Annotated in this window: 9 protein-coding genes; 2 read left to right on the plus strand and 7 right to left on the minus strand. The window is 45.5% G+C overall.

Annotation, left to right across the window (positions count from 1 at the left end; all coding sequences use genetic code 11):
• Nucleotides 1–57: 57 nt before the first annotated feature.
• From sprA to L0659_RS23975, 6 genes are all read right to left on the minus strand, one after another.
• Nucleotides 58–7,137: a cell surface protein SprA gene (gene sprA / locus L0659_RS23950; RefSeq protein WP_409019412.1), complete on the minus strand. Its 7,080-nt coding sequence runs from the start codon at nucleotides 7,135–7,137 to the stop codon at nucleotides 58–60.
• A 182-nt stretch (nucleotides 7,138–7,319) separates the two neighbouring features.
• Nucleotides 7,320–7,910, minus strand: coding sequence for a Holliday junction branch migration protein RuvA (gene ruvA, locus L0659_RS23955; protein WP_235129103.1), 591 nt, complete (start codon nucleotides 7,908–7,910; stop codon nucleotides 7,320–7,322).
• Nucleotides 7,911–7,941: 31 nt separating this feature from the next.
• Nucleotides 7,942–9,513, minus strand: coding sequence for a lytic transglycosylase domain-containing protein (locus tag L0659_RS23960; RefSeq protein ID WP_235129104.1), 1,572 nt, complete (start codon nucleotides 9,511–9,513; stop codon nucleotides 7,942–7,944).
• A 299-nt stretch (nucleotides 9,514–9,812) separates the two neighbouring features.
• Nucleotides 9,813–11,270 (minus strand): Asp-tRNA(Asn)/Glu-tRNA(Gln) amidotransferase subunit GatA, encoded by a 1,458-nt coding sequence (gatA, locus tag L0659_RS23965; RefSeq protein WP_235129105.1) that lies wholly within the window; start codon nucleotides 11,268–11,270, stop codon nucleotides 9,813–9,815.
• Nucleotides 11,271–11,361: 91 nt separating this feature from the next.
• Entirely contained in the window at nucleotides 11,362–11,562 is a 201-nt protein-coding gene (locus L0659_RS23970; protein ID WP_026631334.1) for a twin-arginine translocase TatA/TatE family subunit, read from the minus strand.
• Nucleotides 11,563–11,631: 69 nt separating this feature from the next.
• Nucleotides 11,632–12,048: a YkvA family protein gene (locus tag L0659_RS23975; protein ID WP_235129106.1), complete on the minus strand. Its 417-nt coding sequence runs from the start codon at nucleotides 12,046–12,048 to the stop codon at nucleotides 11,632–11,634.
• A 208-nt stretch (nucleotides 12,049–12,256) separates the two neighbouring features.
• Here L0659_RS23975 and mdh point away from each other — a divergent pair, with 208 nt between their 5' ends.
• Nucleotides 12,257–13,183, plus strand: coding sequence for a malate dehydrogenase (gene mdh / locus L0659_RS23980; protein WP_234654808.1), 927 nt, complete (start codon nucleotides 12,257–12,259; stop codon nucleotides 13,181–13,183).
• A gap of 223 nt (nucleotides 13,184–13,406) precedes the next feature.
• Here the strand turns inward: mdh and L0659_RS23985 are convergent, their stop codons facing one another.
• Entirely contained in the window at nucleotides 13,407–14,783 is a 1,377-nt protein-coding gene (locus L0659_RS23985) for a hypothetical protein (protein ID WP_235129107.1), read from the minus strand.
• Nucleotides 14,784–14,827: 44 nt separating this feature from the next.
• On the opposite strand from L0659_RS23985, the gene L0659_RS23990 reads away from it, so the two are divergent.
• Nucleotides 14,828–17,704, plus strand: a complete 2,877-nt coding sequence (locus L0659_RS23990) for a triple tyrosine motif-containing protein (RefSeq protein ID WP_235129108.1) — start codon at nucleotides 14,828–14,830, stop codon at nucleotides 17,702–17,704.
• The last annotated feature ends 15 nt before the right edge of the window (nucleotides 17,705–17,719 follow it).

Below are 17,719 nucleotides of genomic sequence, written 5' to 3' on the forward strand. Positions count from 1 at the left end.
AAACATCTTTAGTAACGCAAATTACAGGATGTCGGTCGTATTTTCCAAATCAAAAAGTTATTCAGCCAAATTGAATTTCAACTGCACACCGCCGGACGTGCTTGCACGGTAAAAGGAATTGGAAACCAAAGGATCATTAAATGTCCTGTCGAAATAAAACTGCACGCTCAAACGGTTGTTAACCATGTAATTAACAGTCGGTCTAAGCTGGAAGTTGATGTTACCCGCAATCGGAATGTTCTCTCCGTCAAACTTCCGCTGGATCGATCTCGTATCGCGGAAAGTAAGGCCCAGCTGCATGGTCATGTCATTTTTCAGCTTCTTCTTCACCCCATTAATTTTGAACGGAATGGCCACATTGTTTTTGGTAAAACCAATGTTCACCGTCACATCCTGGTTGAAGAGTTCCGCCATCTGCGAGTTGGACAGGTTCAATGCAATGGTGCGGTCGCGGTTGTATTCAATCCGCGCGGTAACCCTGCTCTGCGTCCGGAATTCAACCCCAACCAGCGGCTGGAATTTCTCCGACAATGTGATCGTGCTCATCGAAAACACCGGAATGTATTGTCCCAGCTCGTTCAACCTGGATGACAACGGATATCCGGTTACCGACAGATTCACGTAAAGTGCCTCATAATCCAGTGAAGAAGTAAAGTTACCAACACTGTATTGCGACATGTACTTATGGCGCAATGTAAATGAGCTGAAAAGCCGCTTAAAGCCAGCCAGCTGTGAAAGACCATTGTAGCTAAAATCCCAGTTGGGCATAGGGAATTTCAGGAACGGGTTCGTGCGCACGGTCTGCGGGTCTTTGCCCGTATACGCCGCAAAGAACGACGAGATCAGAACGTCCTGAGACGTCTCATTATATTCCCCGCCGGTTTGGTTCTCCGCATTCAAACGATCCCTCAAAATGGCCCGATATGCCCGAAATTTATCAAAAACTGGTGACGAATTATCGCGCTGCGCTTTTGCAAAAGCCGTGCGGAAAGATAAGAACGACATACTGAACTGCCCGTTACGCAACGGACTCTGCGATACAAACTCGCCGGATGCATCGGGCCGGTAAAATTCCTGGTAAGCATCCTGCCGTGTGAGCCGCGCTTCAATGATCAGCCTGAAATCCTTAAACGGTTCCAGTGTGGTGTTGGCAGAAAAATTCTTCGCGATAGTTTGCTGGAAAGGCATATTCTGCTGCTCACTTTTTGTGATCCAGCCTTTTTCAGCCGCCTTAATCTGGAAATTCCGGTCTTGTTGCCCAAGGACAAATGGCAATCCGGGCGCATTGGTATTATCAATTCCAAAATAGCTTGGTGCGCGCAGGTAACCCGGAAGCGCCGTTGTTTCCTGGATCGAATAACTCACATTAATCCCCCGAACGGTCATTAAGGCACGCGTCACGCTTTTCAGAATGTCCGTCGTCCGCATATCAATTTCCTCAATATCACCCGGGCTTCTTGCAAAATTCTTGCGTCCTGCCGAAGGTGTATTGGCAAATTTTAAATATCTCAGCTTGTTGTAAAGCAGCACAAAATCCACCTTACCCGTAACTCCGCGCTCCTTGCTGTTACGGATAATGTCTCCGAACGGCAAGCCTAATGTGTCTTTTAGCCCAAATGCGTTGGCCTGATATTGATAGGCGACAGAATGTTTGTAATCGGCTGTCATCCAGTCTACAAGTGGAATTTTATCCAATGGCAAGCGGTAAGTAAGATCAATCTTCTGGTCATAATTCTTCATCCTGCCCAGCTTCTTGAAATTGGTCCAGAGTGAGTCTTTTTTCTCCGCAGAGTTAATGTCGCCCATAGGCTCATCAATGATCGAGTTCGCCGTTGCGTTGTAGCTCAATGTCATATTCCGGGTCAGGTTCCAGCTCAGGTCGTAATAGCGGTTGAACCAGAAGTATTTTTCATACAGAGGCTGAATTCCGTCTGTGGTCAGGTCGGCATTTCGCAGCTGCGTTTTCAGGAACCGGCGGTCTACATCCGTGCGGACGGAAACCATGTTCGGCAGCAATGTCACGTTTACGTCTTTGATAATGTCGGCCCACCTGCTCGTTGCTTTCCAGTTTTTGAATGGCTCAAAGGGCTTCGGCTGACTGCTATACACGTAAGAAATGCCGCCCCGGTAGTTGCGCTGTGCATATTCCTGCGTAAGAATGTTCCTCCGCTTGTCGTCACTGAATGCATATGTAAAGGAGAAGTTTTCAAAATCATAGAAATGATTTCTCGCTCCCGGCTTGGTTTTGATCTTCCTGACATTGGAAAAATTAATCCCTCGCTTGACGGCATTTTCCTCCACCATACGCCGGTAACCATCCCGTTCCTCATCCGATTGCAGATTTCCCAGCGAAGTTTCCAGCGGCGTATCCGGATCTAGCGGATTGAAATGCGGCTTTACATTACGCCGGTCATAGCTCAGGAAAAGCGGAATGCTGAAACCCCAGCTTGCGGGCAACAGTTTGTCCAAAGCAACATTTGTAGACACGCCATATTCCGTCGTAAAATTACGGGAACGCTCTCCTATGCGTTGTTGCACACTTCCAAAACCGAATGTTTCCAGTCTTCCGGAAGCAGTTAATGTTGCAAAATCTGCCAGTTTCGCATTCAGCTGTGCAATGGCCGCCACGCCCCCCGTATCGTCAAAACCTTCCACGTGCATTTCGTCCACCCAGATACAAAAGCTTTTTGCGCGTTCATCCTGGGATTTCGGGTTACGCATCCCGATCATCATGACGCGTACCGAGCTTAGGTCCGGGTTACCGACAACAGTCAGTTTGTATCTGCCATCCGCTGTTGTGATCGTGTAAGGCACGCTCAGGTTTTTATCCAGCTGGCGGTTGCGCTGTGCTTTGGCTTCGATCAGATCTGCTAAAGCAATATTCAGTTCATTCTCTTCCGGCCAAACTTCACGATCAACAGCCTGACCTGGCAATGTTGCTTTCAGACTGGAAAGGTCAATTTCGTAATAATTTTGCGTAAGGTCAGTTCCAATCCGCATGAACGCCCCCACCATGCGATCTTCGCTCTGCTCATTCTGCATATGAACATACATACGCAGTCTTTTGCGGAACAATAAGTCCAGGTTAACATTCTTGAAAACCGCTCGTGAATCACCATCCCGCAGGTCTGTTACACATAAGCTCATCGACTGCTCATTCAACAAAAGCGGCGGACGCTGTGTGTTATCCTGATCGCGCTTCCAGTCGGGAGGGATCGCGTAAACGTATTTATTTGTCGTGTTTGTTTGTTCCTGCCCATTTTCCTCAATGCTCACCGTTCCGACAGTGAACTTTGCATCATAAGGCTCAGGAACTTCCTGTAAACCGGGCGCATCCAGGTTGGATGTATATTTTCTGTATTGCTGACCAACCATTTGCAACTGTGCAAAACGAAGCACAACAGGTTGTTGGAAATCAGTCAGATACATACGCATAAAACGGATCGACTTAAAGCCGTTCATATTGCCCACAACACCGGAGAATTCCTTGATCGGAACCCGGAAAAGATACCAGCTCTGGCCATCTGCCGTGTTAACCGTTTTATCCACAATATAACCATTACCAACCGCCAGCTGATTCGGTTTCAGGTCCAGTTCATATTCATAATACGACTCATTATCATTAATCGTATTATCCACGTTCATATCCTCGCCGTCAGGAATATTGGTCGAAGCGGGCGTCACATCGGCATTCCGGCCCAGGCTTTCAGGAGAGTTGTTCTCCATGCCTATGTAATTTTTATAACGTTGCAGCACTTTCTGGCCCGCACTGTCCAGGCTGGCTCCCAGGAAAAACTGGAAATCGTCACCAGACGGGTCATTCAGGATCTGCTCCCGTGCTTGCGCCGTCAGGTTAGCTGGCAGGCGATCAATGTATCTTTTGAAAAAAGTACGCTCTTCATCATTATTTAACCCATCCAAACCCACATCCTGCCGCTCACGCGCACCGGATTCATTGCTGAATGCATTGATCAGATATTGCGACTTCGTTACATAGCCCCAAGCCGTGGAATCAACATTTACACCAACCTGCTTCGGCACAATAGGAAGCCCGTTTTCGAAGTTGTAACGCTCGTCAGGAATAACGTCCTCTGAAATATCACCTAAATTGAAAACGAGTTTTCCACCAGTTGTGTTGGGTTTTTCATCTCCGCTCCCATCGCGAACTTTCCCCAGTTCATTGTTAATAAAAGGATCCAGCATCCAGAATTCGATGCTTTCAATGTTGGCATTATCAAAGTCATTATCCGAAGTAATTGCCCTGCTGATCGCTCCGAAATTTTGTCTCGGGTTTTTCAAACGGCCATTAGGCAGCAGGTCAACATTGTAGTTGTACATGCCGCGCTCGCTAGGGTAATAAGCAATGTCAAGGACATTTTGCGGGTAGGAAACGAGTCCGGCAATTGCACGTCGCGGGAAGATCTCGTTTGGCAAATAAAGTCTTTCATAATAGTAATTACGGTCCTCATCATCAAGATTACCCGGAGGGTCGTATCCGCCGCCCAGCCCTTGCGCTCCTCCGAAAATGTTATCGACTGTATAAGCAGAGATTTTCGCACGCTTGTAAGCGTAATCCAATGTTTTGCCATCCGTTCCCTGTCTGAATTTCGGCGGAACGCCTGCTAACCGCCACTTCTGCGGTTGCCTTGAAAGGTCGTAAATAGTTCTGGTCGCTTCAAAATCATCAACCAATGAACGGTTATTCACATCTTTTGAAACGCCGGGAAGAATTTTTGCAAATTCTCCTTTAAACTGAATGCTCGACATTTCTTTCGTCTGAATCAAAGGCAATGCATCCAGCCATTTGGTCAGGAACGGCACGTCTTTTCTGAAATTGATATCAAAGCCAAGCATGGTGTTGTTAACGGGCTCATTCCCAATGGAAACCCTAGTTAAGAAACCAGCAGGACGCTCCCTGTATTTCATAATCGTGGCACCAATGCTCATATCACGGCTCACCACATAATCGAGGCGCGTTCCCAGCAAGGACCGGATCTGATTTTGGAACATATCAGGCCGTTCGTATTCAATAACGATCTCCCTGCCGGAGTTCATTACGCTGCTATTGAGTATGCGGACCCGGCCTATTTGTGCTTCAACAATGTAATCGGAACCTGGTGAAAGCGGCACACCACCCGAAGTAACGGTAACTGATGTTTCCAAAACACCGAATGGAAGCTGAACTTCCGCTCCGCCACTCGATTGATATGAACCCTTAATGAAGAATTTATTGCGCTCCGAAATTTGCTGCGCATCGATCATGGTCGTCGAATACAGCTCTCCGAACACATATTTATTTCGGAATTGCTCTTCGCCCGCACCAAATTTCCTGGAAAGATTGCTACCAAACGGCTCTAAAACCGGGAAAATAATGCGCCCCGATTTACTATCCACCGTAATCCCATCCACAAAATCGAAGTTACCGTCAGGTTGCAGGTCATTAACCGGGTTCAGCCTGTCAAGGCCCATTAAGCGGATCAACGGAATGTTGGCAATGCTGCTTTCCTGCAAATTGGGGTTGTCGATTCCGGTTTGGTCATCTTTGTAAATGATCCGGAGTTGGAAACCTTGCTTATCCATCTGGCTGGTTCCCAGTGAATAAATGTTTTTCATCATCAGGTTCCACATCGGAAGCTTTGTATTGTTCCGGATGGTCGATGATTTCAGAAGTTTTAATGCGATAACTTCATTATCCCTTCGAGCCTGATAATCTTCGGTAAGCTCACCCACTTTGAATGCCCTTCCGTTCAATGTGTATTCGTAGGAAACGGCCAGCACTTCATCGTTTCGTAAGGTGTTGGTCAAAGAAATGTATCCGAGCTGTGGGTGAAATGTATAGTCGCGATCAGCGATCAGCCTTTTTGCTCCTCTGAGTAATTCATAGTCCACTGCTTTTTCCAGTCCCAGGCTGGTGATCGCGCTGTTTGTATTATCAACCTGACGAAAAGATTCATTGGTTGTCAATGTCTTGTATAGACCATTCGCCGCATTATCAGCTGGCGAGGTGGCGCGGATCGGTTGCAAGCTCGGGTTAGCTGCCTTATAAGGAGCAGGTTCGCCCAAATCGGCGAAACCAACCACGTTTCTGAGCGATTCCGTTGTGGTTGTGCGATTGGTGACATACACTTCCATACGCGTAACGGTTACGCCCGATGTAATGGTCGGTGTGTTTTTTAACGAGCTTTCGTAAATGTTCCTGAAATATTGGGACAGGAAGAAATTTCGATTTTCATCATAAGTATCGGCACGCAACTCAAAATCCCGGCTTTGTGCCCCGCCTCTCAAAACAATTCTTTCCTTACTCGATTTCTGCTGCGAAGCCACAACCGTGGCGCTTAACCTGCCAAATTGAAGATCTGTTTTTAAACCAAAAAGATTTTGAACACCGGGGATCAACTGACTATTAATCGCCCAGTTAATGTTACCAGCTTCAATCTTGCGGATAAAGCTCTCTTCCGGATTCTTATAATTCAGTTTGATCGCATTCTCGAAGTTGAAATTAGCTTTAGTATCAAAGTTGGTTTGGAAACCAAGCTGATCACCCAGCCTTGCATCAAAGTTGATGCTAATCTGCTCATTGAAAATGAATTGCGTATTTCTTCTTTGCCTGATCGGAATGGCAGGGTTATCCAGGAACTGGTGCATTAAGCCCAGATCTAGCGAGACAAAACCGGTGGGTTTAAAATTGATAAAATCATCCCCCAGTAGCTTGGATAGACCCGGCGGAATGTCCAGTTTAGGCAAAAGTCCTCTCGAACCCATGGCGCTTTTTCCATCCTGCCTGCCAGCATATTCGCGCAGTAAACTTTTGAATGCGCGATCCTCCTGAATTTTGTCGTATGTGGAAAGATCCATTCTTTCCGGGGCCCGATAATTAAAGTTACCGGTCGGGGTTTGAATGCTTTCGGAAACGGCAACCTTACCCGCGCTGTCCAGCTGAATGGAGACATTGGCCGGATCGCGGAGATAGAATGGAGAACGCGGTCTTGGTTCAGCGACGCGATTGGAATAAAAATCTTTCCAACGCATAATTAGCTGACTGCCAGACCTGTCTATTTTCTTTTTGGAAGTATCTTCTCTTACAGTATCGGCAATAATTGCCCAGTCCTGCGCCTGCTCGGAATAAGGTTCATTCATATCAACGGATACGCTGGCTAACAGAACAGCGCCTGTTGATATGGTTATCGCCTTAAAAAGAAAGGAGTAAATCGTTGATGACAAGGTATTATACTTATTTAGAGAAGGTTGCAGCTACAATCAAATCCATCAAAACGACTTTACTATCGTAAATTTTTTTACCAAATATCATTACAGTTCGGTTATCGAAGTGCCAGTTTTATAAGATTCTCAACGGTGATCGCCTGACCTTCACGCTTGATGATGGCGTCAAGGCTTTTTTCTGCGGTGGCTTTGGGAATTCCCAATGTAACCAGTGCAGCAAGTGCCTCACTTTTCACAGTGCCGGAAGGATTGTCTATGGTCCTTGGACCGGTAGACACCATATCTTCCTTGCGAATTTTATCCCTTAGTTCAAGTATTACGCGTTGAGCAGTTTTGGACCCGATGCCTTTAATCGACTGGATCAATCGCAGGTCTTCATCTATTATTCCTTGTCGTATTTCCGATGAAGAAAGCGACGATAACATAACCAGGGCCGTTGATGGCCCCACCCCTGAAATGCCTATCAGGTCCAGGAAAAGCTTTTTTTCATCATTTCCCCAAAACCCATATAGTATGTGGGCATCCTCCCGTATATTCAGGTACGTTACAAGCTTGCAACGCTCGCCCAGTTCAGGCAGTGAAGTATAGGTTTGTAATGAAATCCGAACTTCATAGCCAATTCCGTTTACATCAATAATGGCATAAGCCGGATCTTTGTAGACTACAGTTCCGTTAACGTAGGCAATCATATAAATAGTATGTGTAAATGACGCTTGTTCACTAGCTGGAAATGATCAGTTTTTGACCTGGTTTAATCGCATTTCCTCTGATCCTGTTTTTCTTTTTCAATTGTCCTATTTCCAAGCCGTAACGTTGAGAAATGATCCAAAGCGTATCTCCCTTTTGAACTGTGTGATAGCGCTTTTTAGTATGCCTGTCATTGCGAACGATTTCTTTTTTAACAGCCGGAGCTGAGCTGGCTGCAACTCTCGCAGCACGAACAGGTTCCTTAACTTCTTTCAGAATCACCAATCGCTGACCCCTAGCAATGTTGTTGCGGCGCAAATGATTCCACCTTTTCATTTCAGAAACCGAAACGCGATATTTTTTTGAGATCGAATTTAAATTCTCTCCTCTTCTAACGGTATGTGTAGCTCTTTTTGTACGTGTCTTTTGTAAAACTATTTCGTCACGTTCCTCGTCCTGATCTTCATCATATTCAGACGTAGATTCCTGGCTGACCATTGTGGCATACGGGAATGCAGGATTTTTGCCCATTGAATCCAACGCAGCACTATCCAGCTTTGCCACCATCACATTCGGTTGCAAAAGCAGCCTGCGCGTGCAGGAATCCATAATGGAATTCCGGTTACTAACCAGGTAAGTGTATTGCATACTCGGCACTTTAAGTACGAAATCCCTGGTCTGATCTGGTAATGATGTTTTGGTGATCTGCGGGTTTAGTTTCTTAATGTCGTCAAAATTAATGTTGCTGTTTTTGCAGAATGCCAGCAAATCAATGTAGCCGTTGATGTGAATGGTGTCGTTCGGAATTTGGAACTCGGTTTGAGCCGGGTAAATGCCGTGGTCGTTACCGTAGTTCATCATGTAGTTCATCGCCACATATTGCGGAACATAGGAGCGGGTTTCGCGGGGAAGAACGTTGTAAATGGTCCAGAAAGTAGTTCCGCGTGAGCGGCGCATGGCGCGTTTGATATTGCCCGGGCCTGTATTATAAGAAGCTAATGCTAGCTCCCAGTCGCCAAAAATATTGTAAAGTTGTTTCAAATAACGGCAAGCCGCTTCAGTTGCTTTTACCGGCTCGAAGCGCTCGTCAATGTATTTATCCTGATATAGACCAAATTCGCGGCCGGTCGCAGGCATAAACTGCCACAAACCGCCTGCTCTTGCGTGAGAGATAACAGTGGGGTTAAGGCCGGATTCAATCATGGACAGATATTTGAGCTCTGTCGGCAAACCGTATTTTGCTAATGTCTTTTCAAAAATGGGGAAGTAGAGCGGCATCTTCTCCATCATTGTCTGAGTGAATTCTGCCTTTTTATAAATGAAATACTCTACAAACTCGTGGGAAGTTTTGTGGTAAGTGAGGGGAATTGATTTTTCCAGCTTGGCAAACCGTTCTTTCAACAGTTCTTCCGGAATCGCCGGTGTATTCCCAAATTCTTCAACAGCGGGCAAGGCGGGGATCGCCATTTCTTCTGCTGCTACTATTTTCTCCAGTGTATCCTGCTCGAATGCTAACTTCTCTTGTGGAATTATTGCCATAGCCGGCGCATATCCAAATCCTACACACATGGCTCCGAGCCACAATACTTTTTTCGAAATCCTCATCAATAAATGTTTTTTGAAGGTTATCAATTCCCGGTTTTCAATGGCTACTATTTGTAAATCAAAAGCTTACAAATAAAATTTCCTTGTTAAGATTTTCAACGTCCTGAAAATCTGCCTGATGAACTAGAATAATCTCTAATACATTTTACGCTTTACTCACAAAATTTCGCTTTGGAACAACAAATCTCAAATCGCCTGTCATCCCGGCACGATTATTTACTATTCAACTTGGAGACAGATACAAATACTTCTCAAAAAGCAAGAGCGTAAAAAAAAATGCGAATGCATTTATTTGACCCTCAATGATTTATATCTGATATCACTGCCGCTTTTTTGTTCAAATCGGTTAAATAATTGGCGAAAGCCAGCATTTTCAACTCGCCAAAATAAGGAGCCATTACCTGAATTCCAATAGGCATCCCGTTTTCATCCTGTCCATTTGGAATTGCAACGGCCGGATTTCCCACCACATTGGCCTGCACTGTGAAAATATCTGCAAGATACATTTGCAATGGATCTTCGGTTTTTTCACCGATCGTAAAAGCGGTGGTAGGCGTTACCGGTGAAATAAGGAAATCAAACTGATCGAAGAATCTGTTCGTTTCTTCCTGCACCAATCTTCTAACGCGTTGCGCTTTGGTATAGTATGCGTCATAATAATTTGCGCTCAGAACAAAAGTCCCCAGCAAGATCCGTCTCCTAACCTCCGCCCCAAAAGCTTCCGTACGCGTTTTTTTATATAAACTTTCCAAATCCGTCGCTTCCCCACTTCTGTGCCCATAACGGACACCGTCGAAGCGAGATAAATTGGAACTGGCCTCAGCAGTAGTCAATATGTAATAAGTAGGAAGCAACGAATCGACCAAAGGAATTTCTACCGGCGTCACCTCATGTCCCTCCGCACGCAAACGGTTAAGCAAATCCGAAGTCTGTTGGCGAATCTCCAAAGAAATTGCCTCGCTCTCAACACTTTCACGAATATAACCGACCCTGGCCTTTCCCGACCATTCCAGGCTTTTGGAATATGCAGGCACATCCTTATTAGAAACCGTGCTGTCGAAATTATCCGAACCAGCCATGATCTCGATCAGCAATGCTGCATCTGCAACGCTTTTGGTAATCGGGCCAATGCAGTCGAAAGAGGATGCGTAAGCAATAAGACCATATCTTGAAATCCTTCCATACGAAGGTTTTACACCCACAACGCCACAAAAAGCCGCAGGTTGCCGCACAGAACCACCCGTATCGCTTCCCAAAGAGGCATGACATAACCCGGCTTGCACCGCCACCGCCGAACCACCGGAAGATCCGCCCGGAACTTTGGTATTATCTGCAGCATTCAGAACCGGCCCAAATGATGAATTTTCATTAGACGAACCCATGGCGAATTCATCGCAATTTTGCCGCCCAATCACGATCGCATCTTCATCCAGCAGCCGCTGAACCGCTGTGGCCGTATAAGGAGCAATGTATGTATTGAGGATTTGACTGCCGGCTTGTAAACCGTGTCCTTTGTGCGAAAGTACATCTTTAAGTCCGATCACCATTCCGGCCAGCCTTCCGGCTGTTCCGTTGGCCAATTTTTCATCAACTGCAATGGCTGCTTCCCTGGCTTCGTCGGCATAAACATCAACGAATGCATTCAGGTGTTGATTGGCCTCTATATTCTGCAAATAATGACTCACTAACTCGACGCACGTCAAATTGCCTCCACGCAAATCTTCCTGAATCTCGGCCAGCGTCAGATACTCTTTCAATGTAATTTCTTTGTGGGGTTGTAAATAAAGAATCAGAGCCAATAAGTATACCTTAAAGGCTCTGTGTTATAACTTCAATAAGATGGAAGCGTTATTTGGGGTCTTCCATGCTTTTTTCAATATTTTCCTTAACGTCTTTAGTAGCGTTCTTGAATTCATTGATACCCTGCCCCAAACCGCGCATCAACTCAGGAATTTTCTTCGCACCGAAGAAAAGTAAAACGAACAAGGCAACCAAAAAGATTTCTTGTCCACCTAATCCCATAAATGCCAAAACGGTTACTGATTCCATGTCTGTTTCTTTTTTAATGTTTACAAAAATAAAAATTCTTTTCTACAGAAACTACTAAACGGTTCTGTTTTATCCTATGTTAATCGTTTTTTCACTCTTTTCCCACTGGCTGAATTTTGCAATATCACTGCCCAATGTCTTGATCAGCCAGGCGATCAATGCAACGTCGTCTGCGATGCCGATTACAGGCAGAAAGTCAGGAATCAGGTCAATGGGTGACACAAAGTAGATCAGCACCGCAACCACTGAAATTAAACTTTTCCATGGCAAGCCCTTATATTCTCCGGAAGCATAAGCTCGTACCATCCGGATCAAAACCTGGACACTGCCGGCCACTTCGGCCAGGCCGCCTTTGAACCCAACCTGATTCATTTTGCCCATTACGTCCTTCGCAAGTTCAAACAGCCGCGCTGAGTTTTGCACGTAACGGCCAGCCTTTCCGGTTGCCTTTTTGAAAAAAATTGACTTTAATATTCTAGATATCATTGACTCGTTGCTCATTGTATACAGCAAGAAAAAGTGGTTAATAATGCCGATATAACTATTAAGATACGTAAAAAATTGCATTTCGGATTGACCCCAAGACTTTTCAGGCAAAAAATTACATTCCGCTTGGTTTAAACAAATTATGTGTCCTACTTTTAGGAGAAAATTTAAAAAGCATTAATTTCTATACAATTAACCATATTTCTTTATGAAGATTACTGTTGTGGGAGCAGGCGCCGTTGGTGCAACTACTGCCGATAATATTATTCGTCGTGAGTTGGCTGAGGAGGTCGTTCTACTGGATATAAAAGAAGGCGTAAGCGAAGGAAAATCGCTGGATATGTACCAGACAGCAGCATTGCTGGGGTTTAATACCAAGCCTGTGGGCTCAACCAACGACTATGAAAAAACCAAGGGTTCCGACGTTGTTGTGATCACTTCCGGCTTGCCGCGTAAGCCCGGTATGACACGTGAAGAATTGATTGGCATTAATGCAGGAATCGTAAAAGGAGTTACTGAAAATATACTTAAGTATTCGCCTGACGCGATCATTATCGTTGTTTCCAATCCAATGGATACAATGACTTACCTGGCGCTGAAAGAATCGGGCATAGCAAAAGAAAAACTGATCGGAATGGGCGGAGCGCTGGATAGCGCGCGTTTCAAAACTTATCTGGCACTGGCCATGAATGCTTCGCCGCTGGATATCCACGGAATGGTGATCGGTGGTCATGGTGATACAACGATGATCCCGTTGACAAGATTGGCTACTTATAATGGTCTTCCGGTTAGCAATTTCCTGTCTACGGACGAACTGGAAAAAGTAGCAGCAGACACAATGGTCGGCGGCGCAACGCTTACCAAACTGATCGGAACTTCGGCCTGGTACGCACCGGGTGCGGCTACATTACTTTTGGTTGAAAGCATCGTGCGCGACCAGAAACGCATTGTTCCATGCAGCGTTTATCTGGAAGGCGAATATGGCCAGAACGATATCTGTATGGGTGTTCCGGTTGTATTGGGAAGAAAAGGCTGGGAAAAGATCATTCAGCTTGAATTAACGGATTCAGAAAAAGCTGCTTTCGAGAAATCAGCCGAAGCGGTTAGATCCATGAACGGCGCATTAAATTTATAATGCCAAAAAATTAAAAATTATTTTTAAACATTTCCGTCATCTTAAGATGACGGGTAAGCAGCGGTTAGATCCATGAACGGCGCATTAAATTTATAATGCCAAAAAATTAAAAATTATTTTTAAACATTTCCGTCATCTTAAGATGACGGGTAATTTTTTTGGGGATGTCATCAATGCGGGAATTGGGTTTCTGCATTGATGACATTTTTTTATTTAAAATTCATTAGATTGAAATCTGATATTGCAGCACGAATGTTCCTCGGCGCGTGTACGCAGTGAGCTCATTGGCCAACGTGCTGGCTTGGTAGACAGGCCGATTTTCGTAATTGAGTGAGATCTTGCCGGTATGTCCTTTGATCAGCCAGTTTACACCCACATTATAAACATTCAAAGCATCCTGCAAACGTTCATAATCAGCACGTTGCAAGGAAACATAAGGCATTAATGTGCCCTGACTCCCTAATAATCCGTCCTTGAATTTATAACCCGCCTGCGCATACACGACGCTCCCTGTCCCAAACATCGGGTAAGCATTGCCGTGCGTAGCGCCGACGCCCGGGATCGGTTGCGTAGTGCCCGTCGCTGGGTTCATGATTCCGTTATAACGCAGGTAACCTTTTCCATAATCCGTACTGAAATAGCCCAGGTAAGCCGAAACGGCTGTTCCCTTATCTTTATCCAAAGGCATGTCCATGAATGCCGCCACAGACCATAGCGTCATATTATTGTAAACCGTATCCGCATTCTCCCTGCGCCAGGTCGCATTTTTTTGAGAGATAATGCCCGCTTCAATGTTCAGGACTTTGCGCTTGCCGAGATAGGTTCCGGTCATATAACCCGGCGTGGTATTGTCTTCTGTGTCGAAAATGTTGTAAATCAATAAACCCTGGAACTGCTTGTGGTTCTTACGCTGGGCAAAAACGGAATTCAAGCCCGGTGCTGGCGGAACGGATCCGTTGGTTTCGACTGGGAAAGGATCCGCAACATCGACGCGGTAATTGAATTTACCAATCTGACCACGGCTGTAAACACTTAATTTCCTCGAAAACTGGTCAGTCTGATCGACCGTTGCCTGTGCGAAAACAGGGACGTCCATCGTCATAATGGTCCCGATGCTTGGCTGGGAAAAGCGGGAAAGACCGTTAACAACGGTCAGCCCGCCCCCGAAACCGATAAAGTTGGTCCCTTTTCGCTGCACTTCATATTCTCCCAAAGCATCATGAAAAAAAGCAGCGATTTTGCGGTTACTGGGCGTTCCGGCATTGTTATAGGAAGGGAATGCGCTAACCTTATTAAAATTGTTCATTCCAAATTGCGTGTAGAAGAAGATCCTATCGGTAATCTGGCCAAACAGCTGCACACGCGTCCGGCGCAGGCCAATGTCAAAAGTATTGGACTTGGCATCGCCTAAAACAGTCGTTCCGGGATTGCTTTCATCGAACCGGAGCCAGGTTTGGTTGGTAAAAGTGAATTTGACATAATGTGAGCCGGAATCGTTAAGATTGTAGCGGATATCGTTCCTAATATTGTCGTCGGATGGCTTCACTTGCGCCATGGTTACGGAAGCGCTGAGCAAGATGAGAGAGAGTACTTTTTTCATTAATTGACGTTATAGTTTCCAATAGCGAATAGCACGTTAAAAAGATGACACACTACCCATTTTTATATTTAACTAAAAATCATAAGGCTGCATTATGGACAGCTTTACTCCTTTTTTTTGTAATCATATTCGCCGCAAAGGCACAGGAAACCCCTCCGCTGATCAATTATTCGTCGGCAATTTACAAGGCGCATAATCAGAATTGGGCCATTGACCAGACTTCCGATCAGATCATTTATGCGGCCAATTCGGATGGCCTTATGGAATACGACGGAGCCGCGTGGAAGCTTTATCCCCTGCCCGACAGGCAAATAGTAAGAACCGTACTCTGCGATGAAACCGTTCCGAACACGCTTATGGGCAAAGATTTCAAACAAAATAGTCCCAAAGAGCAACGGATCTATGTCGGCGGCTTTTCGGAGTTTGGCTATTGGAAAAAAGAATTTGATGGCCAGCTCAGATATCATTCCCTCAGCAAGCGCGCGAACTTCGCCAGCCTGAAAACCGAGGAAATCTGGCACATTACCAAAACGCCTACACACATTTACTTCCAGTCCTTTTCCAGGATCTATCGCTATGATGGGCAGAATATTACGGAATTAAGCACGCCGGGTAACTTTATGTTTTTAAGATTCGTGCAAAACCGGCTTTTCCTGCCCACAATAGGCAAAGGAATTTATGAGTTGAAAGGGAAGAAATTTGAGAGGTTAGCAGGCACAGAACCGCTTTCGGCGGTCATAGTTTCGGCCATTTTGCCTTTTTCCAATGGTCAGATCCTGATCACCACATTCAAACACGGTTTGTTTTTATGGAAAGATGGCGTGCTGAATCCATGGAAAATCCCGCTTTCGGAAGAGCTCAAAACGAACATTATCAATAGGGCAGTCATGCTCAGGCAGGACAGCAGCCTTGTTTTCGGCACAATTCAGTCGGGGGTTTATGTGATTGAAAAAACCGGGAAGCTGAAATATCATTTCAACAAAGAAACCGGGCTTCAAAATAATACGGTTCTGGCGCTCACCGAGGATCGTCGCAATCAGCTATGGATCGGGCTTGACCAGGGAATTGATATGATCAAAATGTCGTCACCCGTCATTTCATATCAGACCAATGATAATCCGCTCGGGTCCACATATGCCGCTGCGATCTGGCGGGGCAAATTGTATGTTGGTTCTAACAAAGGTGTATTTGTAAAAAAATGGCTTTCCAATGATCCGTTTCAACCTGTTCCCGGCCTGGAAGGTCAGACCTGGAACCTGCAAGTTTTTGATGATCAGCTCCTTTGCGGACATAATGATGCCACTTACCGGATCGACGAAAATGGCATTACCAAGCTATCCAACATTACCGGCGGCTGGGTAATGCTGCCCATTCAATCCGGAAATGAATCGCTTTTATTACAAGGTTCTTATAATGGATTGCACGTTTACAAAAAGAATAACAATCGGCAATGGGCCTATGCTTATCCAGTAAAAGGCATCCCACCGATCCCGGTGAAGCAGATCGTTCAGGATCAAAAAGGCGCTTTTTGGCTCGGACATGCATATAAAGGCTTATTTATGGCCAAACTCACCCCTGCCCTGGACTCCGCCTATCAATGGAAAGAATTCAGTGCGCCAGCAGACTTGCCTGGTGAATTTGCTGTTGAAATTTTGCAATGGAAAAAGCGCTTATATGTTCGCTCGGGCTCCGTTTTTCTCGAACCGGATGCGAACAACAAACTGCAAGTCTCCCCGGATTTTGCCCAAAATAATGAAGATGAAGCATTCAAAGTCCGGACAGGCGTGAATGGTGACTGGTTCAAAGTTTTTATAAACAGAATTACCTATTACGCTTCGGATAACCAAGTCCATAACCTGCCGCTGGCGCTCATCAGGAACAGCGAAACCATCATTCCCGTGTCCGAAGATTACTATTTTTTCTGCCTGGATAACGGATATGCGCTTTATAACCGATCGTCCGGCGCAAAAAACATTGAACCGGCAGCTTCGCCCATTGTCAGAAAAGTTGCTAACCTCAGGAATTTGTCGCAATCATTCAGTATAACCGGAAAACCGGCGCTCCCGTCAAATGTGCGGTCGTTGCGGATCAACTTCGCATTGCCGGTTTATGGGCAGAGCACACAATATAAATACAGGCTTCGGGGACTTTCGGATCAATGGTCGGAATGGACGGACCAGAATTTTGTGGAGTTTACGAACCTCGAATCGACGAGATACATTTTTGAAGTTAAAAGCAGCTTGAATGATCGTATAACGGCATATCAGTTCAGTGTTCAGCCTTACTGGCGGGAGACAGTTATTGCCAAAATCATTTTCATTGCATTGATAGGCCTTGTGTTTGTAGGGCTGATCTTTTACCAGGAAAAACGCCTGCGCAGGCATAGGAACAGGCTAATGCAGGAACAGGAGGAAAAACTGCGCCAGCAACGCCTCGCCAGTGAAAGGCAGATTATGCAAATCCAGAATGAGAAATTGCAAAGTGATATTCAGGGTAAAAGCCAGCAACTCAGCAACATTGCCATTAATGTTGTGCGAAAAAATGAAATCCTGGAAGAGATCCGGGATGAATTAAAACAGGTAAAAGCCGAGATGGGCCAGCAGCTGCCTAACATTCACTATCAGAAATTATTGAACAGCATTGAGCGAAATGTCGCCGGAAAGGATGATTGGATGCTTTTTGAGCAAAACTTCGACGAAGTCCATGAGCAATTCTTCAAACGCCTCCGGCAGATCGCTCCCACCATTTCCCCTTCCGAACTTCGCCTTGCGGCATGTCTTCGTATGAACCTCTCGACCAAAGAAATGGCTCCTGTTTTAGGAATCTCGATTCGGGGTGTAGAAATAAAGCGCTATCGCCTGCGAAAAAAACTGGAATTAGGCTCAGATGGGAATCTTGTCCAGTTCATGATGGACATTTAAGCCCATTGTACTAAT

It is taken from the genome of Dyadobacter sp. CY347 (assembly GCF_021502655.1).
GTDB lineage: Bacteria > Bacteroidota > Bacteroidia > Cytophagales > Spirosomataceae > Dyadobacter.

Bases quoted from the DNA above. Each gene is read 5' to 3' on its own strand.
- L0659_RS23975 (WP_235129106.1), bottom strand. From the start codon at position 12,048: ATGATATCTAGAATATTAAAGTCAATTTTTTTCAAAAAGGCAACCGGA.
- sprA (WP_409019412.1), bottom strand. From the start codon at position 7,137: ATGAATGAACCTTATTCCGAGCAGGCGCAGGACTGGGCAATTATTGCC.
- mdh (WP_234654808.1), top strand. From the start codon at position 12,257: ATGAAGATTACTGTTGTGGGAGCAGGCGCCGTTGGTGCAACTACTGCC.
- L0659_RS23970 (WP_026631334.1), bottom strand. From the start codon at position 11,562: ATGGAATCAGTAACCGTTTTGGCATTTATGGGATTAGGTGGACAAGAA.
- L0659_RS23990 (WP_235129108.1), top strand. From the start codon at position 14,828: ATGACACACTACCCATTTTTATATTTAACTAAAAATCATAAGGCTGCA.
- ruvA (WP_235129103.1), bottom strand. From the start codon at position 7,910: ATGATTGCCTACGTTAACGGAACTGTAGTCTACAAAGATCCGGCTTAT.
- L0659_RS23985 (WP_235129107.1), bottom strand. From the start codon at position 14,783: ATGAAAAAAGTACTCTCTCTCATCTTGCTCAGCGCTTCCGTAACCATG.
- L0659_RS23960 (WP_235129104.1), bottom strand. From the start codon at position 9,513: ATGAGGATTTCGAAAAAAGTATTGTGGCTCGGAGCCATGTGTGTAGGA.